Here is a 24,696-nt window from a genome sequence, read left to right as displayed (position 1 = left end):
ACGATGGTGTCGGCACCGCGATCGCCGTACAATGTGTCGGAATTGCGATCGCCAAAAATGCGATCGTCTTGTTTGCCACCAAATACTGCATCGGTTTGTTTGCCGCCGTAAACGATGTCGCTGTCGAGGCCGGCAGCTATGAAATCTCGCTGTTGTTCGCCGTAAACGATATCGCTGCCTGCTTCACCTAACACTGTGTCGTCCCCGCTTTGGGAGAGAAACTGTTGGTTAGTTTCGTTTCCTGTTAAGGAATCGTTTGCCTCGGTTCCGAGAATTGTGTTTTGGATGTCGATGAGTTGTGCGGCGTTGGAGTCGAAGTTGAGTGTTTGTGAAGGCTGGGGGGGGATAAATGTGAAGTTGGGCGGCAGGGGCAGTGGTTGGCAACCGCAACCGGTATCCGGTTCGGGCACTGGATCGAATATTGGGGTCGGTTCTGGCGCTGGTGTTGGTGTTGGTGTTGGTGGTGTTGGTGGTGTTGGTGTTGGTGTCGGCGTTGGTTCCGGCGCGGGTGTCGGCGTCGGCGCGGGTGTTGGTGTTGGTGGCGTTGGTTCCGGCGCGGGTGTCGGCGTCGGCGCGGGTGTCGGCGTCGGCGCGGGTGTCGGCGTCGGCGTTGGTTCCGGCGCGGGTATCGGCGTCGGCGCGGGTATCGGCGTCGGGGCTGGTGTTGGTATCGGGGCTGGTGTCGGTATCGGGGCCGGTGTTGGTATCGAGGCTGGTGTTGGTATCGGGGCTGGTGTCGGTATCGGGGCTGGTGTTGGTATCGAGGCTGGTGTTGGTATCGGGGCTGGTGTCGGTATCGGGGCTGGTGTTGGTATCGGCGCGGGTATCGGCGTCGGGGCTGGTGTTGGTGTTGGTTGGTTCAGGGGAATGAGAGAGACAGTGGCGACTGCCGCACTGGTGGCGCCCTGGTTATCTGTAGCGCTGTAGGTGAAGTTTGCCCCTGTGAAATTGCCGGACGCCTGGAAGAACAACTGGGTAATTTGCTCGGCCCTCAGAGTTTGACCTGCCGTGACCCGCACTCCCTGGCTGGGGTCGCCCAAGAACAGCGTGCCTTCATTGGTTGGTGGCAAGGTGTTTACGGTAAAGGAAACCACCGTCCCGTCTGGGTCGGTTCCTCCGAGTCCGGGGATGTTCACGGTTCTTCCCAGCAACACAGCGAGGCTGGAGTTGTTGGCGACGGGTGGCTGGTCGGTGGGAGGTAATAGTGCTAGCAGGGACGCTGTTGCGGGGGCTGGACTGGTAGCGCCGCGGCTGTCTGTGGCGCTGTAGGTAAAGTTGGCGGCTGCGAATTCGCTGGTTGCTTGGAAGAATAACTGGCTGATTTGAGTCGTGCTCAGTCTTTGGCCTGCCGCGATCCGGATTCCCTGGCTGGGGTCGCCCAAGAACAGGACGCCTTGATTTGCCGCCGGCAGGGTGTTGATGGTGAAGAATTCGATCGAGTCGTCGGGGTCTTTTGCCGTCAGCCCTGCGAGGTTGACGGTGCTGTTTGGCGCCAGTGTCTTGCTGAAGTTTGTGGATACCGGCGGGTAGTTGAACGCCAGCGACACCAGAGAAACTGTGGCGGCAGGACTGCTGCCACCGAGATTGTCATTGCTGCTGTAGGTAAAATCAGCTCCTGTGAAATTGCCGGCAGACTGGAAGAATAACTGCGTCATTTGCTCGGCCCTCAGGGTTTGACCTGCCGTGACGGCGACTCCCCCCGTTGCGGGGTCGCCCAAGAACAGGATGCCTTGATTTGCCGGCGGCAGGGTGCTGATGGTGAATGTAACCACTGTGCCGTCTGAGTCTCTGCCTCCGAGCCCGCTAATTTGGACAACGCTGTTGGGCGCGATCGCCACATTGCTGCTGTCGGCTGATGGAAGTTTGTTAGGTGTTGGTTGCGCGAGTAAAATGGCGGTGGTGACAGTGGCTCTGGACTCGGAACCGTTGTTATTGCTCGGTTCGGGGTCAAAAGTGGTCGATCGGCTCTGGGAAGTATTGCTAATGGTGCCCGTCGCTGGAACGACTACTGTTACCTCGCGGTTGATGTTGCTGCCGCTAGTCAAGCTGGGAATTGTTGGGAAGGTGACAACCCCTGTCACTGGGTCGTAAGTGCCGTTATCGGATGCCCTGACTCCCGTTAAACCGGGAATGATGCTGTCTGTAATCACTACGTCTTCAGCAGCACTCGGCCCATTGTTGGTGGTAGTTATAGTATAAGTCACAGAACTGCCGGCAGGAGCAGATGTGAGACCAGTCTTGGACGTAACCAGGTCGGCTACAGGATCGATCGAGGTAATAACTTGACCCCCCACCTGACCGGGCACTGCGACTGTCGAGCCGTTGTTATTCGTCAAATCAGGGTCAAAAGTGGACGAGCGACTCAATACAATATTGGTGATGCTCGTCAGGGTAGGCGGGGGTACAAAGCTGATAGTGCGGCTCTGGTTGGTGCCACTGGCTAAAGTCGCGATAGCTGGGAAATCGATCGCCCCTGTGTCTGGATTGTAGGTTCCGTCATCGGACACGCTGACATTAGTTAAGCCGGGAATCAGGCTGTCGGTGATGACTACGTTGGTGGCGGGACTCGGCCCGTTGTTGGTAGTAGTAATTGTATAAATGAGCGTGCCGCCCGCCTTGATGCTGGCCGGAGCGGTTTTTTGGGTGATAACATCGGCCACAGCATCGATCGAGGTAGTGACGGTGGCGTTGGGGTTGGTACCGTTGTTGTTGGCCGCAGAGGAGTCGGGAGTGATGGAGGTACTTCTGGCCGTGTTGCTGATGGAAGTTAGGGTGGGGGGTACTGTGAAGCCGATCGTCCGGGTGACTGTCTCCGCGTTGGCGATCGCCACGGGCCCGAAGGTGACAATGCCGGTCACTGGGTCGTACGCGCCGCCGTTAGATGCGGTGACTCCCGTTAAGCCGGGAACTATGCTGTCAGTTATGGTTACAGCTTCTGCAGGACTCGGGCCTAAGTTGACTGTGGCGATCGTGTAGCTGACCGAGCTACCGGCCGTAGCACTCGTAGATCCTGTTTTGGTGGTTGCGAGGTCGGCGTTGGGCGCAATACTTGTCGTAACCGTAGAGTTAGTAAGAGTGCCGTCTTTGTTGGTTAGGGAGCCGTTGTTGTTAGTGGCGATCGGATCGAAAGTCGCCGCGCTGCTCCGGGCCGTGTTGCTGATGGCGGTACGGGTGGCTGGGGCGATGAAACTGACGGTGTGGGTCGCAGTAGCCGCATTTGCCAGCACCGTCAGTGCTGGGAAGGTGACAACCCCTGTCACTGCGTCGTAAGTGCCGCCGTCCGATAGGCTGACTCCTGTTAAACCCGGAATAATGCTGTCCGTGATGGTCACATCGGCAGCGGGGTCTGGCCCCATGTTAGTCGTAGTCAATGTGTAGGCGACGCTTGACCCGGCCGAGGTAGTCACAGGGCCACTTTTGGTAGTAACTAAATCCGCGACTGTATCGACAACTGTGGTAGAGACTACACCAGGCCCCTCGATTTGCCCTGGCGCGACTACACCGCTGTTGTTGCTGAGGTCGGGGTCGAAAGTCGAGCTAGTGCTGAATGCAACGTTGGCAAAACTGCTACCGCTGGTTAAACCGGGCGGCAGATTAATTGTCAGGGTGTAAGTCAGAGTCTCGCCGGCATTGAGAACGGGAATTAACGGCCAGGTGACTGCCTTGGTTTGGTTAACGTAAGTGCCGTTGTTGGAGGCACTGAGAACGGGCGGCAATCCGCCCGGAAGCAGCAGTTCTAAAGGTATTTCGTCTTGAATCAGGACATTTGTAGCGGGCGCTGGCCCCTTGTTTACAGTAGTAATCGTGTAGGTAATGCTGCCTTCGGACTTGACGAACTGCGGGCCAGTCTTGATAGTGGCAACTTCAGCGGCGATACTGGGAGGATTGATAGTTTCAACTACCAGGTTTTGAAGTTGGTGAATGTTGTTGGCGCTTCCTGTGGAACTGCCAAAACCAAATTTGAAAATTGGCGGTACTGCGCCGTTTTCGGTTGCCAAGTTGGGGATGTTGATTAATGTAGTTTCGTAAATGTCGTCGAAATTTTCATCGAAGGCAACGGTGAGGCGAGAGGGATTCACCGAATCGTTAGATGGATTCAGCGTAATTTGAACGGCTCTTTTGGCTAAATTGCGATCGCTCGTGAACGTATTGCTGAAATTAAAATTCTTGCCCGGCTCAGGGCCGCTAAAGTCAATGCTCGTAGGAATGTTATCGATGCCGAAGGGAACGATCGCATTTGTTAAAAACTGATAACCGTTTGCTTGATTTCCTCTAACAGTTACTGAATCAGGTCTGAAAGAACCAATAGAGGAGCCGGGAATCGGAGATGGCTCAGGGCCAGAGCGCCCTTCGGTGGATGTTGAAAAATTGCCAAACTCGTCAAGCCCAATGCCTAAATAACCTCCCTCAATACCGGGTATACCCGTTCGTGGAGCGTAAGCCACAGAACCGCCATAACCCCCAGTCCTTGTTGGGCTAACAGTCCCATCAATCAAGAAGAAACCCAGCCCGTCCCCTGGCTGAGGGCTAATAAATGGTTGCGGAGAATTAGCTTGCTCGCTTGAACCGTAAGAATAAAAATCAAACTGGACTCTGAGACCGTCGGTTGAAGGAATGGGGTTGTTGTAGATGACAAAGGCTTCCCGAAGGTTTACTGCTGGAGTTAATAGCAGAGCCCCATCGCCGGGACTCGAACCGCCCAAAGCCGGAAGTACGCCGGATACAGTGCCTCCGGTAATACCGGGGATAAGTTGAGCGGCTGCTGGAACCCCGCTGCTCGGATCAAAAAGTGCCCCGTCGTTTCCCCCGTAAATCCAAGGCCCCCTAACTGTGGAGTTTTTGAAAGTTTCGTTAACTAATGTGCCGAGGGTGTAAGGGTAGGCTTCGAGCACTTCTTTTTCAATGGCGATACTCGGCTTTATTTCCCCTGTCGCAAATTTTAATTCCCAGTCGCCGCCGAGTGCCGCACTCCCCGTCAAGTTGTCGGAAGCTGCAATATCTGCACCGACCATCAAGCTCAGCCGCCGCACGAAGGCCTCGCCGCTTTCCCCCGCTGCGACGCTGCACCCGAATAACAAGATATCTCCTCTCTCGCTGAGGGCTTTTCCCCACTGCTGCAACAAAGGGGTGTAGGTTTCTAAGTTGTTGTTGCAGAGTTCGATCGACCCTAGCTGCACCCCCGCTTCTCGACCGTGAGAAACTATCTGAAGGCTGTCTAAATCGCTGCAATTAGCCAGAATTCTAGTAATTTGCTCGACTCCATCCAGCGTCGAGTCCAGTACAAATACCTCTGTATCGGCTGTTGCTCCTCTTGCCAAGCTGTCGCAGTTCTCTACTCTGGCATCGATGAACAATACATTTTTTACACTCAGGGCGCCCACCGACTCGGTTGCTCGTAAAAATTCTCTGTGGGGATGCCGAATTCCCGCGCCGCCATCTAATTTCTGGGACAGAAAACAATCTTCTGTTTTTACTTTTTTTATTGTTTTTTTCTGAGCGTAAATTGGTGCTTTTCGGGAGTTTATTTCCGCAATCCTTGCGGTCGAATCACATATTTTTTGGCTTAGAGAAAGTGATTTTTTGCAGATGCTGTGCATTGTCAAGTTGTCTCAATGATTGTAGATAAATTACCCAGTTCAAGATGATAATTATCACTTATTGAAAAGGTTGAATTGCAGACTAAGAGGATCTGTTGCTTGACTTAGAGAAAGAGCAACAAGCGAATTTAACTCAACACAAAGCAGTGCTACCTTGATAGTTGATAGCATGGCAAATATCGCCGATAGAAACGTTGAGGATTTAGAGTTTAAATCCCAATAATCTATCTATGGGGTGAGATTTTGCCTTCGACTTTCTTTTCTGTTAGCGAGTGTATCTGTTACACGCAGATCTCTTACATCGCGCAGTAGATAATAACAGGAGTTCTCAAAAATTTACTTGATGAGGTTTTCTGTAGATCGTCTAATGCACTTTATTTGCAGAGAATTTTCACTATTTCTGGACGCATAAAGGGGTTTGAGGGACGAAAAGACTTCGTGCAGCCCTTGCTCCCGGTAAAAAAGTCGCTTTCTTTGGTTTTGGTGCGCAGACCCTGTGGACAATAGCAACTAGACATTAATTAGGGTGTTATAGCCGTGACATAATTATGCCGGCCGTGCCCGAAGTGTCATTCAACTGAGATCTTGTACCATTCTCAATAACCTTTCTACGGGCGGCTTCTCCTGCCCACTCCACAAGAAAATACACTTTTTGTGGAACAGGTCGGAAATCCTGTTAAGCGAGAATGGTGGAACATATGAGATTCAATTGAAATTGGCATACCCTGTATCGACGAGGCGTCTTAAAAATTCATGACTTGCAGTCTGGAAATAGCAATCCTGGTTTGAGACTGTTTCGCTGCGCTCGCAAAAACAGATTAGTGCCGCCCACAACTAACTTCTCAAACTGTCAACAAGCGAGTCTTCGAGCGGATTTCTGTTTAAAGTAAAGGCTCGGGACAATCGTTCGTGCAGAATTTTTCATGATGTTTTGGAGAAACTGGCTTGGAAATTTGCCCGTCAGCTACTTGGGATTTTTGTTCGCTAATTTTCTTAACTGCAGGAGTTACGCCCAAGAGACTTGAAACCCAATTTATTTCTAGATTTCTCGTCGCCCAACCAAAGTTTATGGTCTAAACCTGGTCTCCGATCGTAAGTCCTCAACTACAAAAACACCGATTGCAATCCGCCAGTTATGGCAACTGTAACCCAGCAATACTGCTCGATTAGGTTTTAATTGCTGACTTTGGGGGCGGGTCGTCCAAAACAAGCTCCAACAATAATCCTGACACGTAAGTACATATTAACTCATTGATTATTATATCCGCAAATGTGCCTACATACAAGCCCCCATACAAGCTATATCTTTTCACCGCGAACGTCAAGAGCTCTGGATTGGTAGTACCGACAGTCTTGACAGGGCCCAGAAGGATTGACAGCGCAGCGAATGTAATTAGAGCGGGCGTTATACTCGCAAGTAATATCGCCGATCGGATAACCGAGACCTTCTATGTAAGTGCGATCGGCAATTGCTAGTTGAGATCGCAGGGGTCTATTCGCTACCGCCAGCCTAGCCGCTGCAATTCTATCGCGGGCTTGGGTTTCGGCAGAGCGCATCACCCACAAAGACACCAGCGACGGAACTAAACCTATGAAAATTATCAGGAGAGCAGTTAGCACTTTTTCAGAGCTTATGTGGAGAATATTTGTTTTTATTTAGGCGATCGGCAACAGAAAATTATCTCCGAAACGACGGTTTTAAATTAGAAAAGTTCCCGACCAAATTTCAAACTATGATGCCGTTAACCGTTAAGCGTTAACCGTTTGCTGGCGGGTGAGGAGGGCGATCGCTGTTGGCGCCACTTTTTTCGTATAGCGCATCGCCAGCACTCAACAAAGCCAGAAGCCCAGGTATGGTGTGATATTATGTCCGGTCAATTACCGCAATAAAATAGGTTTGTAGTGAGGAATGCAAGTCCTCATAAAAATCAGAGGACTGGGATTCATCACTACAAACGCGAGATCGGTTATTGGACAGGACTAGAGATGAGAAACCGGGTCGAGTTCAAAAACAACCAAACCAGAAAAGGGCGCAGCTATTGTTTGAGAAACTCGGTTTCTCTCAAAAACCAAAACCGTTAAACTTTAGCAACATCCCCCGCTAAATCCATCAACGAACCCGCACCTTCCACTTTAGCAACATCCAACAAAGTCTTTAAAACCGAATCTGGATTCAAACTAATCGAATCAATTCCCAACTCAACCAAGAATCGAGCAAACTCAGGATAATCGCTGGGCGCCTGACCGCAAATCCCAATCTTGCGGCCGTACTTCTTGGCAGCTTTAATGGCAATTTCTACCATTCGCTTGACAGCTTCATTCCGTTCGTCAAAGATGTGCGCGACTAAAGCAGAATCCCGGTCTAATCCTAATGTTAGCTGAGTTAAATCGTTAGAGCCGATCGAGAATCCGTCAAAAACTTGCGCGAATTCGTCAGCAAATATGACATTGCTCGGCAATTCGCACATCACATAGACTTGCAAGCCGTTTTCGCCCTTGACTAAACCGTGTTTTGCCATCTCGGCCAACACTTTTCGGCCTTCCTCCGGGGTGCGACAAAATGGAATCATCGGAATCACATTTGTCAAGCCCATTTCGTCGCGAACTCGCTTCAATGCTTTGCATTCCAAAGCGTAAGCTTCGCGGTAATTCGGGTCGTAATAGCGAGACGCGCCGCGCCACCCGATCATCGGGTTTTCTTCCTTGGGTTCAAACTGCCGCCCTCCCAAAAGATTAGCGTATTCGTTGCTCTTGAAATCGCTCATCCGCACGATGACTGGGTTGGGATAAAATGCGGCAGCAATTGTGGCAATTCCGTGGGCGAGTTTGTCGGTGAAGAAATCGGGTTTGTGTTGGTAAAGTGCTGTCAGTTCGGCAATTTCTTCCTTGACTGATTCATCTGCCAATTCGTCAAAGTGAATCAGTGCCAGCGGGTGTGCTTTAATGTGATTGGCAATGATAAATTCCAGCCGCGCCAAGCCTACGCCGTCGCAAGGAATTGCTGATAAACCAAAGGCTTCTTCTGGATTTCCGACATTCATTAAAATTTGAGTGCGGGTGCGGGGCAAATTCTCGATCGCAGTTTCTTGAATTTCAAAAGGAAGCAAACCGGCATAAACTTTGCCTTCGTCTCCTTCCGAACAAGAAACAGTGATTTCTTGATGGTTTTTTAAGATTTGGGTGGCGTCGCCGGTGCCGACAATGGCGGGAATCCCCATTTCTCGGGCGATGATCGCGGCGTGACAAGTGCGGCCGCCGGAATTGGTGACGATCGCACTTGCTTTTTTCATGATCGGTTCCCAATCCGGGTCTGTTTTGTTGGTGACAAGAACTTCTCCTGATTGAAATTCAGCGATTCTGTGAACATCTAAAATCACGCGGGCTTTGCCTTGTCCGATTGATTCGCCAACGGCGCGTCCTTTTGCCAAAATTGCACTGGAACCTTGCAATTTGTAGTTGCGCAAAACTTTAGCCGACTTTTGAGATTGTACTGTTTCGGGTCGCGCTTGGACGATAAACAATTCGCCCGTATTGCCGTCTTTTGCCCACTCAATGTCCATCGGGGTATAAGTCCCGCGCACTTGGGAGTAGTGTTCTTCTATGACTACAGCCCACTCTGCTAGTTGCAGAATTTCATCATCTTGTATGGCAAATTTATTTTTTTCTGCTGCTATCACAGATACGTTTTTTGTGTATTTAGAACCGCCGATATCGTACACCATTTTGAGTGTTTTGCTGCCGAGGCGTTTGTCTAAAATCGGCCGAAAACCTTGTTTTAATGTTGGTTTAAAGACGAAGTATTCGTCGGGGTTGACGGCGCCTTGGACGACGTTTTCGCCTAATCCGTAGGCGGCGGTGACTAATACGGCGTTTTTGAATCCGGTTTCGGTGTCGATGCTGAACATGACGCCGGAGGATGCTAAGTCCGATCGCACCATTTTTTGCACGCCGACAGATAAGGCGACTTCAAAGTGGTCGAATCCCCGCTGTTGGCGGTAGGAAATTGCTCTGTCGGTGAATATGGAGGCGAAGCATTTGTGACAGCATTCGAGGACACCAGCGCAAGCTTGGACGTTGAGGTAGGTTTCTTGCTGTCCCGCGAAACTGGCGTCTGGCAAGTCTTCGGCGGTGGCGGAGGAACGCACTGCTACGTCTGTACTGTCGCCGTAGCGATCGCACAATTTCTCGTAAGCATCCGCAATTGCAGCTTGCAATTCTCGCGGAAACGGCGTGTCGAGAATCAGTGCCCGCGCTTGCTTGCCTTTTTGTCGCAGGTTTTGCAGATCTTCTACGTCTAAATCGGCAAAAATTTCGCGCAATTTAGCTTCTAAACCTGCCGACTCGATGAAGTAGCGGTAAGCGTGTGCTGTTGTTGCAAATCCGTTGGGAACTCTGACTCCTTTGGGGGTTAACTGTTGAATCATTTCGCCCAAAGAAGCATTTTTCCCGCCTACTAATGAGATGTCTGCGATGCCGACTTCATCAAACCACAATACTAAGGCTTTTTCTTTCGGAATTAAAACGGGTTTTTGTTGAATTGCTAATTTGTCCAGCATTGCTTTTTTCCTCTCAACTTCCGCTCAATTAGATACCTAGACAGCAAACAATTGACTGTCAAAGCAGTTTCAATTCACTGTCAATTTTTAAAACGTAGTTTTGTTGTGAAAAATATCTAATTTTTTCTGAGGCTGTCTCCAGCAGACTTTTTGATCCCCTCTATTTCAAGAGTATCACTTTTTCGGTAAATAGCAAGAGCTGTGGAGAAAATTTATTTGATTGCAAAAAGTAAAGAAATGGCAGTGATGAGTTTAAGTAAGCTATCATAAAATAACTGGTAAAAATGTGAATATCAAAGATAGTTCCCACCGCTTTTTTGGCGCTGAGCGCCCATTGGTGCGGGGATAGCGCTCGAATTGTATTGGTAGCGGAATCGAAGGGCAACAAAGGGTGGGTTTCGATCGCGCGATCGGCTGACCCGCCCAAAAACGGATACTTGTGAACGACACGAGTCGTGAGCCGGCCAAAATTTTAGACCCTTGTTCAAGCTTCGCGATTCATCTGTGGAGTAAATCTAAAATTTAAAATCTAAAATCGGCTGACCGGGGCGATCGCCCAAAAAACACAACACGAAGCAGCTTAGTTTCCTCCTGAAACCGAGCATCTAAAAACCGTTAAAATTTTCCCTCTAATTGCGTTGACCTAGTTAGAGAAAAAACACAGTCGCATAGAGTCGATTGTAATTCTTGAACCAGGGAGTTTTTAACTTGGAGCGGCGGTATTTTTGGCGATGCAATTATTTATATGCTATAATATTTAGTTCGACTGCCTTATGACAAAAAACAAGGTGTATGATATCAGTTTTGAGCTCAGCCGCACAGCGAAACGGCTTTAAAGTTCTTCTAGTCGAAGACAATCAAGCCGAAGCCGATCTGATCGAAGAATTATTATTAGAAACAAAAGTTAGCCGATCCGATCGCCAAAGGCTGTCAGTAAGCTGTACCGATCGTCTCAGCAAGGCGCAGCAACTTTTGATCGGCGAACATTTTGATGTGATTTTACTAGACCTTTCGCTGCCCGACAGCCAAGACTTAAGTACAATTGTCAAAATACAAGAATACAGCCTAAATACTCCGATTGTCGTACTGACAGCACGCAACGATGAAGAACTTGCCATACAGTCAATCCAAGCCGGAGCTCAAGATTATCTAGTCAAGCGAAACATCGACAGCGAAGTGTTAATTCGATCGCTCCGCTACGCAGTCGAGCGGCAGCACAACCAAGAAGCTTTGCGAAAAAGCGAAGAAAAATATCGCTCGGTAGTCGAGAATTCTCTCGTTGGGATTGCCATTCTTGCTCCTCCACTTTCCCCCTCAGAACCCGAAAAATGCCGGTGTTTGGAAGTGAACGATGCTTTGTGCGACTTGCTGGGATACGATCGCCAAGATTTTTTTCACGAAAATTGGCAGCGGTGGGGTTTTCCTGAAGACAGGCAAGCTAGTGTAGAGCAGTTAAATAAAATTTTTGCAGGGGACAGCGAAGGCTATGTTTTAGACAAAAGGTGGCGCAGAAAAGACGGAACAACAGTTTATACTAGAGTTTCCCTGCGCTGTATTCGCGGTCGGGACGGCTCCATCGACCGGATGATTAAAGTAATCTTGGATGTGAGCGATCGCTACCATTACGAAGCTAAATTAAAAGCATCAGAAGATTTTTTAAATCACACCATTAATGCTACTCCCGACCCGATTTTTGTCAAAGACGAGCAGCACAGGTGGGTCGTATTAAACGACGCTTTTTGTGACTTGATGGGAAAAAGGCGACAAGAACTGATCGGTAAATCGGGATACGAATTTTTGTCACCAGCAAAAGCCCAAAAATTTTGGCAAAAAGACGAAGAGGTATTCAGAACTGGCATCGCTGAAGAAACGGAAGACAAATTTACAGACAAGACCGGAAAAAAACGCATTATTTCGATTAAAAAAAGTGTATTTAAAGCAACTGACAGCAGTAAAATGTTAGTCGGTACTATTCGAGATGTCACAGAGTACAAACGGCAACAATTAGCTTTGAAAGAGAGCGAAGCTAGATTGCAAAAAATGGCATCCAACGTGCCGGGAATGATTTATCAATTCCGGTTAGAGCCGGGGGGAAGAAAGTATTTTACTTACGTTTCTTCTGGCAGCAAGAATCTTTACCAATTAGAAGCGAAAGATATAGAAAAAAAGAAAAATTTTGCTTATGAAACAATTCATCCAGATGACCTCACAGGCTTTGAAAAATCGATAAAAATTTCAGCAATGACTCTGCAACCTTGGCAGCACCAGTGGCGACAAATTATCCACGGCAAAGTGAAGTGGCTGCAAGGTGCCTCGAAGCCAGAAAAGCAAGCAAACGGTGATATCGTTTGGGACGGTTTGGTGATGGATGTTACGGAATTAAAACAAACCCAGCAAGACCGCGATCGATTTTTTAATCTCTCGCTTGATTTACTTTGCATTGCAGGTTTGGACGGCTATTTCAAACGCTTAAACCCGGCTTGGTCAAATGTAATAGGTTACAGCAGCGATGAAATGCTAGCCCAACCTTTTATAGAGTTCGTGCATCTAGAAGACCGAGAAATAACTATAGCTGAATTAGAAAAAATTAAAAATGGCAATCCGATTATTAACTTAGAAAACCGCTATCTTTGCCAAGATGGCACTTATAAATGGCTGTCGTGGACGGCATCGCCGTTTGCAGAAGAAGGTTTGATGTATGCAGTTGCTCGCGACGTTACATTTAGCAAGCAAGCTGAAGCTGAACTGCGCAAGAGCGAAGCCACCAACCGCGCTCTTTTAAATGCAATACCGGACATGATATTTCGCTGTCGGGCAGACGGCACTTTTGTAGACTTCAAACCTGCCAAAGATTTTGAGAATATCCTACCGAAAATAAGAGTAATCGGCCAAAAAGCACAAGACATATTGCCTGCTGCTTTTGCTGCAAAAATCTTGTCCGGCAATCAACAAGCGATCGATACCGGGGAGATTCAAGTCGTAGAATATGAAATGCCAGTTAATGGTGAACTTTACGATTTTGAAGCGAGAATTGTGTTCTGCCCCGATGACGAAATTATTGCGATCGTCCGCGACATCACTCAACGCAAACGATCCGAGTCATTACTCCACAGGCAAGCAGCAGCAATGACCCAAGCTTCCGAAGGTATCGCCATAATCAGTGCGGGGGAAGAGGTGATTTATTGCAACGCAGCCCAACTCAAAATCTACGGTTACGACTCTCTCGAAGAAATCTTAGGTGAAAGTTGGAAAATATTCTACGAAGGTGCAGAACTGCAAAGGTTCGAGCAAGAAGTCATGCCTGCTTTAGTGCAGAAAGGTTGTTACAGCACCGAAGCAGTAGGATGCCGCCGCGACCGATCGAAATTCCCTATAGATGTCTCCCTGACAATGCTGCCCGGCGGTGAAACCATTTGCATTGTTCGTGATATTTCCCAAAGAAAACAAACAGAAGCAGCACTGCGAGAAAGCCAGCGGTTCACTCAACAAATTGCTGGGGCAAGTCCTAATATGTTGTATGTTTATGACTTAATAGAACAAAAAACTATCTATGCGAACGATTCTATATACCAGATTCTCGGGTATACAGTAGAGGAAATTCAGGCAATCGGGCCGTGGATGATGTCAACTTTAATGCACCCGCAAGATTCAATCAAAATACCTGATTATTTACAGCAAGTCGAAACGGGTACGGAAGGGGATATCTTTGAAATTGAATACCGAATCAGGCACAAGGATGGTTCTTGGCGCTGGATTGTCAGCCGAGATACTGTATTTGCAAAAACAGCAGACGGCAAGTTAAAACAAATTCTCGGCACGGGAACTGATATTACAGAAAGCAAGCAAGCAGAAGATGAAATCAAGCTGTTGCTGGCAGCAACTCAAGCAATTAGTCAATCTGTCGATTTTCACAGCGCCCTCGCAGATATCCTGCGGTTGCTGTGCAATGCGATCGGCTGGAATTTTGCGGAAGCCTGGATACCGGATGCTAACGGTACTTTTTTGGAACACAGCGAAACTTGGTACGCTAGCGATCGCGATTTAGATAGGTTCGGCCGCGAAAGTAAAAAAATTAGATTCGCCGCCGGAGTGGGCATACCCGGACGGATTTGGTCAACCCGAAAAGTAGAATGGATTGAAGATTTTTCTATAGCCAATAAGTATCTTTTTGCCCGATCGCAAATGGCGACAGTATTGGGATTGAAAAGTTGTTTCGGAGTGCCAATTTGCGCTAGCTCAAATGTGCTGGCAGTTTTAGTATTCTGCAAGCGCGATCGGTCGGTTATGGAACCGCGTATAGTAGAGTTGGTCAAGGCAGTAGCGACTCAGTTGGGCGCTCATATTCAGCGCAAACAAGCCGAAGAAGAATTGCGGAAAAGTGAAGAACGCTGGCAGTTAGTTCTCAAAGGCAATCAAGACGGAATTTGGGATATGGATCTTCAAACAAATGAAGCTTTTCGATCTGCTCGCTGGCAAGAAATTATCGGTTACACAGACGGCGAAATCGACAGCAGCAACTACGCATGGATCGATCGCATCCATCAAGACGATCGCTCGCGAGTGCAAGCAGCGATCCAAAATTATCTCGATCGCCAAACCCCCAATTACGCCGCCGAATACCGCTTGCAGTGCAAAGACGGCAGCTATAAATGGGTGCTCGCCCGCGCTCAAGCAGTGTGGGACAAAGCCGGCAATCCCCTGCGGATGGTGGGTTCGATGACGGATATCAGCGATCGCAAAGCAGCAGAATTAGCATTGCTGCGGGTCACTCAAGCCGTCGAAAGTACCAGCGACGCGATCGTGATCGCCGACTTAAAAGGGCTGTCTATTTACCACAATCAAGCCTTTATTCAGCGTTACGGCTACACAGTGGAAGAACTCAACGATCTTGCCGATATCGCCGTGCTTTACGTCCGACCTAAAAGTTATAAACTAATTTATAAAAATCTTCGCAAAGGTCGCTCTTGGTCTGGCGAAGTTGCCCTGCAAACTAAGAGCGGCGAAGCTGTTACTGCTTTGGTGCGAGCCGACAGCATTCAAGATATAAATGGTCATTTAATCGGCTTAGTGGGAGTTATTACAGACATCACAAAACGCAAAGAATCTGAAATGATTTTGTACCAGAGATTAAAGCGCGAACAGTTGGCAGTAGCTATGCTGGAACGCATTAGATATTCTCTAAATTTAGAAGAAATTCTCACCAAAAGTGTCGAAGAGGTGCGGCAATTTTTGCAAGTAGACCGCACTGTTATTTACCAATTCAATCCGGATGGGAGTGGATTTATTGCTGTCGAGTCTGTTGCGGAAAATGTCCGACCAATTGTAGGAATGAAAATTTATGACCCCTGTTTTGAGAAAACCTACGTTACTCTTTACCAAGAGGGCAGAATTACAGCCGCAGAAGATGTTTACAATGCCGGCATGGCCGACTGCCATTTGAGTTTGTTGACTCGGCTCGACGTGAGAGCGAATCTGGTAGTGCCAATTGTGCAAGGCAAAAACTTGTGGGGGCTGTTAATTGCCCACCACTGCACAGGCCCGCGTCCCTGGCAGCAATTGGAGGCAGAGTGCCTGAAACAATTGGGGGTGCAGTTGGCGATCGCCATTCAGCAATCGACGCTTTTTGAACAAGCACAAACCGAAATTGCCGAGCGCAAGCTTGCAGAAGCCGCCCTGCAATTAGCTAAAGAAGCCGCGGAATCGGCTAACCGCGCTAAAAGCGACTTTCTCGCCAACATGAGCCACGAGTTGCGGACGCCTTTGAACGGGATTTTGGGATACATTCAACTGCTCAAACTGGATAAAAATTTTACCGCCGATCAGCAAGAAAGTCTCAACAACATTAACCAGTGCGGCAACCACCTGCTGATGCTGATTAATGATGTTTTAGACCTCTCGAAAATCGAAGCTCGTAAAATGGAACTGTCACCGGCGAACGTGCATTTTCCCAGCTTTGTTAAAAGTATTGTTGATTTGTTCCAGATGCGATCGGATCAAAAAGGAATTGCCTTTAATTACGAGCAGGTTTCGGCTCTGCCAGACGCCATTTTGGTTGACGAAAAAAGGTTGCGTCAAGTTTTGATTAATTTGCTCAGCAATGCCGTTAAGTTTACGGACAGCGGCGGCGTTACATTCAAAGTCGGTTATGCAGAAAATTCAGCCGAAAATTATCCTCAAATTAACGGCGAAAATTCTAGTTTAACAGCAGAAGTTGCCACTCAAACAATCAATTTGACCGCAAAGTTAGACGCGCAGCAAATGTCGCTCTCGCCGCTGAGAACAAAAGAAGCGTCTGAGGTAATAACAGTAGCAAATAGGGGCGATCGTGGCTCTACCGCTAAAATCCGCTTTCAAATCGAAGATACCGGAATTGGCATCGGGCAGAATAAATTAGAAGAAATATTTTTGCCTTTTCATCAAGTGGGCGATCGTAGCAATTTCGTCGAAGGTACCGGACTGGGACTTTCCATCAGCCAAAAATTAGTCAAAATGATGGGTAGCCAAATTCGCGTCCAAAGTACCTCCGGCAAAGGCAGCATATTTTGGTTGGATCTAGACTTGCCCACACTCGCCCAATCTTCTGAACTCCCCTCCACCCAAGAAAAACGCCGGCTTGTCGGTTTTAGCGGCAGCCAGCGGAAAGTGCTCGTCGTGGACGATCACGAAGTAAATCGCGCCCTGCTACAGAGGCTGCTTACTCGTTTGGGCTTTGAAATTGCAGAAGCTACAGACGGCAAAGACTGCATACACAAAGCACAGGAATTTCTACCCGATATAATTTTAATGGATTTGCTGATGCCCGTAATGGACGGTTGGGAAGCTACCAGGCGGCTGCGACAGTTGCCGGAATTAAAAGATGTGGTTATCCTTGCTTTGTCCGCTAACGTTTACGAGACTACCAGGCAACAGAGTCTACTTGCAGGTTGCGATAGTTTTCTCACCAAACCGATTCAAACTAAAGAGCTTTTAGAATTATTGCGCCTGCATTTGAGACTAGAATGGGTTTACGAAGAAGGAGGAGAAACCAAAAAGCGGAAAACTCAAACCCCCACAGCATCATCTGAGATTGCTGCTGCTGACTCAACGATAGTGTCTCCTCCCTCAGAATCAGTCTTGGCATTGTTAAGATTGGCTGCAATGGGCGATATTGAAGCTATTCTGGAAGAAACTGCTAAACTCCAACATTCTGACCCGACATTAGTGCCTTTCGTCGATCACCTGCGCCAACTTGCTAAAGGATTTCAGCTCAAGCAAATTCGAGATTTTTTGAAGGAACATTTGTCCTAAAATTGACTGTAGCTAACAGACAACTCAAAATCAGTTAAATCTCGCGCCCAGAGTACCATTCTCAATCAGGGACTCTGGGTTCCCGCGAAGTGACAACTTAATTTACTTGGGGAATCCGCACTCGCAGCCCGTTCCTAAAAGGGTTATCCTAAATAGAAGCATCTAGGAAGCAACCGGGTTTCTCAAGCCGCCTAAAATCCCTTGAATTAGATTTAAATTCAAAACCCAAAACTCTAAACTCAAAAATTTAAATGTTTCCCTTTAATATGAACGATAAGAATTCCGAAAGAAGCATCATACTAATTGTAGATGACAACCAAACAAATCTTGACGTACTTTTCGAGCTCTTAAGGAATTACGGGTTTAAAGTATTAGTGGCTCTCGACGGCGAAAGTGCGATCGAACAAATTGAATACATCCATCCAGATTTAATTCTTTTGGATATCATGATGCCAGGAATTGATGGTTTTGAAACTTGCCTGCGTTTGAAAGCAGACACGTCAACGCGAGACATTCCCATTATATTTATGAGCGCCCTTTCGGATACGCTTGATAAAGTAAAAGGCTTTCAAACAGGAGCCGTTGACTACATCACTAAGCCTTTCCAGCACGAAGAAGTGTTGAGCCGCATTCAAACTCACTTGACAATCCGCAGCTTGCAAAAAAAACTCGAAGAAAAAAACCTCGAACTTGCCCACCTCAATCAAAACCTAGAAAGACTTGTCGAACAAAAAACCAAGCAATTAATCGACCAGGAAAAAACAGCGATCATCGGACGTTTGACCCAGGGAATGGTGCACAACCTCAAAAGTCCGCTGCAAGTGATCCAGACTAGCGTCGATTTGATTGAAACAAAAGCCACAAAAATTCAAGATGAGTCTCTGTTTAATTATACTAAGTATATTTTTCAAGCTGTCGCAAAAATCAATCAGATCATGGATACTCTAATGATGAAAAGCAGAAAAGAGCAAAAGCAAGATTTGCACTCTGTGAATATCAACGATTTAGTGCAGCGAGAAGTTCAGCTATTGGAAGGCAACCTGTATTTTAAAAATAAGATTAGAAAAAAATATTTTTATGACGAAGAAATTGCCAGCATTCCCTTAATTTATTCCTATATATCTCAAGTATTTTATAATTTAATTAATAATGCAATGGATGCTATGTGGGAAAAGAGAAGCAGGGAACTAACTATCGTGACTCGGCAAGACGACTCGAACATATACATGGATATTGCAGATACGGGATGCGGCATATCATCAGAAGATTTGTCAAAAGTTTTTGACCCTTTTTACACATCCAAGCCACCTAAAGGCGAGGAAAAAACCGAAGGCGAACCGACAGGAACTGGTCTCGGACTTTATACTTGTATTGAACTTTTAAAACCTTTTAACGGTGAAATTGCTATTAGCAGCAATGTCGGTCAAGGCAGCGTGTTTACAGTTGTGCTGCCCAAACCGCCGAAAACTTAATTGACTCAAATGAGTAAAATTGTGTCCGGTTAGACAACCGTCATTAAGTTCGTAATTAGGTTCATATTAAGGGCTGCAAGTCTTGGTTACTCCAGAAATAGAGGACTTGCATTGCTCAATACAAACAGGTGCTAATTGCGGGCAATTAACTGAATACTATCTCACAGCGTGTCCGTAAATTAACGCTAATTCTCGTAGGTTCGTAGTAATACCTGTTTGCAAAAATAATGTAACTTTAGGCAAGCTTTAAACCGCAATTTAAAATATAAAATCTAAAAAATAAAATGGTATAAGTAAGGAATGCAAGTCTTGATTTCTCTGCTCTTTTGCCTTGCCCCTTGCTATTCCCCTGCCAAAGGTTGTAAATTAAAACAGAGTGGAATTGCAACATTGGTAAAAGTATGATTGTGTTGGGTACTAGGTTTGGGGCGAGGCGGACAACTTGCAGCGGATAACTCAATTCTACAAATAAATCAGGAGGTCTGCTAGCACCCCGCGCACCCTCAAGCCTGCGCTTTAAGTTCTCCAACTAATGAGCTAGGTAACTGCATCCCCTGCTGATTTTTTTATTACTAATAAATAACCAATGACATCTGTTTTTGAGTCAACTTTAACGCCTGCTTGCTTGAAAGTTCTTTTAGTAGAAGACTGTGCAGAAGATGCAGAACTAATTCAAGAACTGCTGTCTGAGCGCCCACAGGCACTATCAATTGATTTGGCTTATGCAGTTAGTCTCCGGGAAGCTATAGAAATTTTAAGCTGCGAGGTTTTTGATGTAATTTTATTAGACCTTTCACTTCCTGATAGCCCAAAATTTAATACTCTTTTCCGGCTGCAAGATTGCGGTATAAATATTCCGATCGTCATTCTGACAGCCGCCGATGACGAAGAACTGGCTGTCGAGTTAATTGCCGCAGGCGCCCAAGATTATCTGGTGAAAAGACAAGTAGACAGCCGACTGCTGGTGCGGACGCTCAGGTGCGCGATCGCCCGCCAAAAACTGCAAGCAGAATGGCATAAAAGTCAAGAAAAATACCAGCAGGTTGTTCACAATATCAAAGAAGTAGTTTTTGAAACAAATACTGCTGGCAAATGGACTTTTCTCAATCCGGCTTGGACGGAAATTACCGGATTTACTCTTGATGAAAGCTTAGGAAGCTCCTGTTTGAGTTACATTCATTCTGACGATCAATACAAATATTTAAATTCGTTTAGGGGCTTGAAGGAAAATCAAGAAAGATCTTGTTGCTATCAAATTCGATATCTTACCAAAGATGGCGATATTCGCTGGGGGGAAGTTCAAGAATTTTTGATGTTTGGGTGGAACGGCGCGGCGCAGGGGACGACAGGAACTATCAACGATATTACGGATAAAATTTTAGCACTCTCAGAACTCGAAGCTAGTAAAAAGTTTTTGAATTATACGATCGATGCAGTTGCAGACCCAATTTTTGTCAAGGACGAACAGCACCGCTGGCTACTGTTAAATAATGCTTTTTGCAAGCTAATCGGCAAGCAACGCGAGGAACTGCTGGGCAAATCGGATTACGACTTTTTCCCAAAACAAGAAGCTGAATTTTTTTGGCAGACTGACCAGCAAGTGTTTAGGACGGGGAAAGAAAACGAGACCGAGGAAATATTTACGGACGCCAGCGGTGCAAAGCACATTCTGTCTACTAAAAAAACTGTCTTTGAAAATACCGACGGCAGTAAAATTCTCGTCGGGATAATTCGAGATATCACTCATGATAGGCGCAAACAATTAGCGCAGCAAGAAAGCGAAGCTAGACTTCTGCAAATTGCTGCCAATTTGCAGGGAATAATTTATCAATTTCGCCTCTCAACAGAAGAAAAAAAAAGTTTTCCTTATATTTCTTCTTGCAGCCACAATTTATATGAATTAGCACCAGAAAAAATTCAGCAGAATCCCCAACTACTTTTTAGTTGTATCTATCCAGACGACCGCCAAAGATTTGAAGAATCTCTTGCTGTTTCTGCGGTAAATATGCAGCCCTGGCAGCAGGAATGGCGCGCGATTGTGCCGTCAGGAAAATTTAAGTGGATGCAAGGGGTTGCGAGACCGGAACGAGTTGATTGTCCTACTGAAATAGGGCAGGAAGGGGATATAGTTTGGGAAGGCATGGTGCTGGATATTACTAATTTAAAACAGACAGAAGCAGCTTTGCGGGAGAGCGAAGCAAGATTTCGATCGCTCGTTGAGAATATCCCCGGCGCTATCTGCCGCAGCTTGTATGATGCTGATGAAACGATGGTATTTATCACCGATGAAATTGAGGCAATTAGCGGCTATCCTGCTGAGGATTTTATTCACAACAACCGCTGGAGTTTTGCTAGCCTCATCCATGAGGCAGACAAGGAAATAGTCGATCGACAAGTCAGTGCAGCAGTAGAGTCGAAACATCCGTACCATATAGAATACCGGATTGTTCGCGCTGACGGTGCGGTGCGGTGGATGTCGGAAAGAGGTAGGCCAACTTACAATCTAGAAGGGCTGGTTTTGTGGATAGACAGAGCGATTTTTGACATTACCGATCGCAAACAAGCCGAACTGACTCTGTGCCTGGTAACTCAAGCTGTAGATAGCGCTAGTGATGCGATCGCGATCGCAGATTTAGACGGTTATTCCGTTTATCACAATCAAGCATTTATTAAGCGCTACGGCTATACAGTTGAGGAGCTAAATAATGCCGGGGGTCCAGCAGTAATGTATGCCAAATCTCAAGATTTGAGAAAGCTATTTAGGGTGCTGCGGAAAGGTTTTTCCTGGAACAGTGAAATTGAAATTAAGACTAAAAGTGGCGAAATTGTTGAAACTTTATTGCGAGCTGACTGCATTAAAGATACCGCGCTTCAACCAATAGGAATGATAGCCATAATTGCCGAACTCACAGAACTAAAACGCACCGAATCGGCATTAAAGCTCAGTCAAGAGCGATTGCAGTTGGCGGTTTCAGGCAGCTCTTTGGGGCTGTGGGATTGGAATATAGCTACTGGCGAAACTTATTTCGACTTTCATTGGAAATCAATGCTCGGTTACGCAGAAACAGAAATTGAAAATAACCTCCAGGGTTGGGAAAGTTTGCTGCATCCCGAAGACCGACCGAAGGTAATGGAATCTTTAAATTCCTATTTGGAAAGTGAGACTGAGATCTATGAATTTGAATTTCGGATGCTCAACAAAGCGGGCAATTGGCAGTGGATTATGGCGATGGGCAAGGTAGTCGAGTACGACGAATGGGGTGCGCCGTTGCGGATAACAGGCACTCACAAAGATATCAGCGCCCGCGTTGCAGCAGAAGCAGAAAAAACGCAGTTGATCGCATCTCTGCAACGACTTGCCGAACAGTTGCAAGCAGCGCAAAAAATAGCCCGCATCGGCAATTGGGAATTCGATATTGAGGCCGGAATTATTGCTTGGTCGGAAGAACTGTTTCGAGTTTACGGTCGAGAATTGAATCGCCCGCCGACAATGGAAGAACTTTTAGAGCAAATTTATCCCGATGACAAAGAAAGGTTTACACAAGTTGTGCACAAGGCAGTGACTGAAGGGACAGCTTACGATATCGACCACCGCATCTATTTTCCATCAGGAGAAATCAGGCACGTTAACGCTAAAGGACAAGCTGTTAAAAATGAGTTGGGTGAGGTGGTGCGGCTGTTTGGCACGGCAATGGACATTAGCCATCGCAAAAAAGCAGAAATTGCTTTGCAAGAAAGCGAACAGCGATTTCGAGCTGTATTTGAACAAGCGGCGATCGGCATTGTTAAAGTGTGGCCAGACGGTCATTTTTTGAATGCCAATCAAGGCTTTTGCAATATTGTCGGATACTCTGAATTGGAAGTGAAAGCGCGAAATGTTGGGGATATTTCTCACCCGGAAGATGTAGCAGCCGATGTCGAGTCCCGCGACAGACTATTAGCTGGAGAAATCTTGAATTATTCAATTGAGAAACGCTTTGTTCGCAAAGACAATTCATTTGTTTGGACTAATGTGAGTGTATCTTTAGTGCGAGATGGGTTGGGGAAACCGAGCTACTTAATTGGTATGATTGAAGATATTAGTCCTCGCAAACTTGCCGAGGCTATCTTGTGCCAGCAATTAAAGCGAGAACGCTTGGTGGTAGGGATGCTGGAACGCATTCGATCTTCTCTAAATTTAGAAGAGATTTTGACAAAAACTGTTGCTGAAGTACGGCATTTTTTGCAAACAGACCGGACAGTTATTTATCGCTTTAATTCCGATTGGAGCGGTTTTGTAACTGTCGAGTCGGTGGAAAAAAATTGGCAGTCGATTCAAGGAATAACTATTAATGATTATTGCTTTGAAGACAGCTATGTTTCTGCTTGCGAACACGGACGCGCTGTAGCTGTGGATGATATTTATAAAGCCGATCTTTCCCAGTGCTACATTAATTTATTAAGTCAATTTCAGGTGCGAGCTAATTTGGTAGTGCCGATTTTGCAAGGCGAGAAGTTGTGGGGGTTATTAATTGCCCACGAGTGCGCGGGCAGCCGCCGCTGGCTGGAAATTGAGGTCGAGTGTCTCAAACAAATTAGCGTGCAGTTGGCGATCGCGATCCAGCAATCGACGCTGTTTGAGCAAGCACAAACTGAAATTGCCGATCGCAAACAAGCCGAGTCAGCTTTGCAGGAATCGGAAGCGCGAGAACGTTCAAAAGCGCTAGAGTTAGAAGCAGCTATTAACAAACTCAGAACCACTCAAGCTCAGCTCGTTCAAAATGAAAAAATGGTGAGTTTGGGTCAGTTAGTTGCTGGTGTTGCTCACGAAATTAATAACCCCGTTAGCTTTATTCACGGTAATCTCAGTCCGGCTCGCAATTACACTTTAGATTTGCTGGAATTGATTAAAGTTTACCAGAATTACTGTCCTAATCCTCCAGCCCCAGTCTTGGAGAAAATTGATGAAATAGACTTGGATTATATTGCTGAGGATTCCCCGAAATTATTTAATTCGATGCAAGTAGGAACAGAGCGAATTGTCGAGATCGTGAAATCCTTGCGCAATTTTTCCCGCTTGGACGAGTCTGCTGGAAAGTCGGTCAACATTCACGAGGGAATTGATAGCACTTTGATGATTTTGCAAAATCGGTTAAAATCTCACAGCAGCCATCCGGGGATTCAGATAGTTAAAGATTACCAACTATTACCGCAAATTGAATGTTTTCCGGGCGAGTTGAATCAGGTATTTATGAATATTTTGATTAATGCGATCGATGCTTTGGAAGAACGGGACAAGCAGCGTCCGATCGAGGAGTGCGATCGACATCCCAGCACGATCGCTATTCGCAGTTATCAGGCTGCTGCGGGCTTCGTAGCGGTATCTATTGCCGACAACGGGCTGGGGATACCGGACTCGGTGCGATCGAGGCTGTTTGACCCGTTTTTCACGACTAAACCTGTGGGCAAGGGAACGGGTTTGGGACTGTCGATTTCTCACTCGATTATAGTCGATCGGCACGGCGGCCGATTGAGCTGTATTTCGACACTAGGAGAGGGAGCGGAATTTTTGATTGAAATTCCAGTGCGGCCGAATTTAACTGGTACGAGATCGAAGAAAGGGGGAATAAATTAGGAATTGGTAATTGGAAATTGCGCAGCAGTAATGAGTAATATCAAATACGGTAACATTGGAATTATAACCTGCCAGCGAGCATTCCGCTCGCTCCGGCTCACTCGATCGCGTCCGGCTCGCACGGCACTCGGAAAGTTCTTATTTCGATGCACAGGTTAACGATATGAGTT

Annotated in this window: 6 protein-coding genes; 3 read left to right on the top strand and 3 right to left on the bottom strand. The window is 46.8% G+C overall.

All coding sequences use genetic code 11. The annotated features are described in order from the left end of the window. The 3 genes from QUA13_RS03265 to ppsA form a co-directional block, all read right to left on the bottom strand. Positions 1-5,381 (bottom strand): DUF4347 domain-containing protein (locus QUA13_RS03265; RefSeq protein ID WP_333196582.1); only part of this gene is annotated, 5,381 nt, incomplete at its 3' end. Positions 5,382-6,896: 1,515 nt separating this feature from the next. Continuing rightward, a complete protein-coding gene (locus QUA13_RS03260; RefSeq protein WP_172191857.1) occupies positions 6,897-7,217 on the bottom strand; it encodes a DUF6464 family protein in 321 nt (106 codons plus the stop codon). Between the two features lie 458 nt (positions 7,218-7,675). Next, positions 7,676-10,153 carry a phosphoenolpyruvate synthase gene (ppsA, locus tag QUA13_RS03255; protein WP_333196580.1) on the bottom strand — a complete coding sequence of 826 codons (2,478 nt, stop codon included), beginning with the start codon at positions 10,151-10,153 and terminating at the stop codon, positions 7,676-7,678. Positions 10,154-10,945: 792 nt separating this feature from the next. Here ppsA and QUA13_RS03250 point away from each other — a divergent pair. The 3 genes from QUA13_RS03250 to QUA13_RS03240 all read left to right on the top strand — a co-directional run bounded on the left by QUA13_RS03250 (position 10,946) and on the right by QUA13_RS03240 (position 24,526). Beyond that, positions 10,946-17,440: a PAS domain S-box protein gene (locus tag QUA13_RS03250; RefSeq protein ID WP_333196577.1), complete on the top strand. Its 6,495-nt coding sequence runs from the start codon at positions 10,946-10,948 to the stop codon at positions 17,438-17,440. Positions 17,441-17,691: 251 nt separating this feature from the next. After that, complete coding sequence (locus QUA13_RS03245; RefSeq protein WP_333196575.1) at positions 17,692-18,912, top strand: hybrid sensor histidine kinase/response regulator; 1,221 nt, start codon at positions 17,692-17,694, stop codon at positions 18,910-18,912. Between the two features lie 586 nt (positions 18,913-19,498). Next, positions 19,499-24,526 (top strand): PAS domain S-box protein, encoded by a 5,028-nt coding sequence (locus QUA13_RS03240; RefSeq protein WP_333196573.1) that lies wholly within the window; start codon positions 19,499-19,501, stop codon positions 24,524-24,526. Positions 24,527-24,696: the final 170 nt, after the last annotated feature.

Source organism: Microcoleus sp. S28C3 (assembly GCF_036700785.1).
Classification (GTDB): domain Bacteria; phylum Cyanobacteriota; class Cyanobacteriia; order Cyanobacteriales; family Microcoleaceae; genus Microcoleus; species Microcoleus asticus.
The sequence above is the reverse complement of the archived record's forward strand: the minus strand, read 5'-3'. Positions and strand labels throughout refer to the sequence as shown.

Coding starts and splice junctions, on each gene's coding strand:
- QUA13_RS03250 (WP_333196577.1), top strand. CDS start 10,946: ATGATATCAGTTTTGAGCTCAGCCGCACAGCGAAACGGCTTTAAAGTT.
- QUA13_RS03240 (WP_333196573.1), top strand. CDS start 19,499: ATGACATCTGTTTTTGAGTCAACTTTAACGCCTGCTTGCTTGAAAGTT.
- ppsA (WP_333196580.1), bottom strand. CDS start 10,153: ATGCTGGACAAATTAGCAATTCAACAAAAACCCGTTTTAATTCCGAAA.
- QUA13_RS03245 (WP_333196575.1), top strand. CDS start 17,692: ATGTTTCCCTTTAATATGAACGATAAGAATTCCGAAAGAAGCATCATA.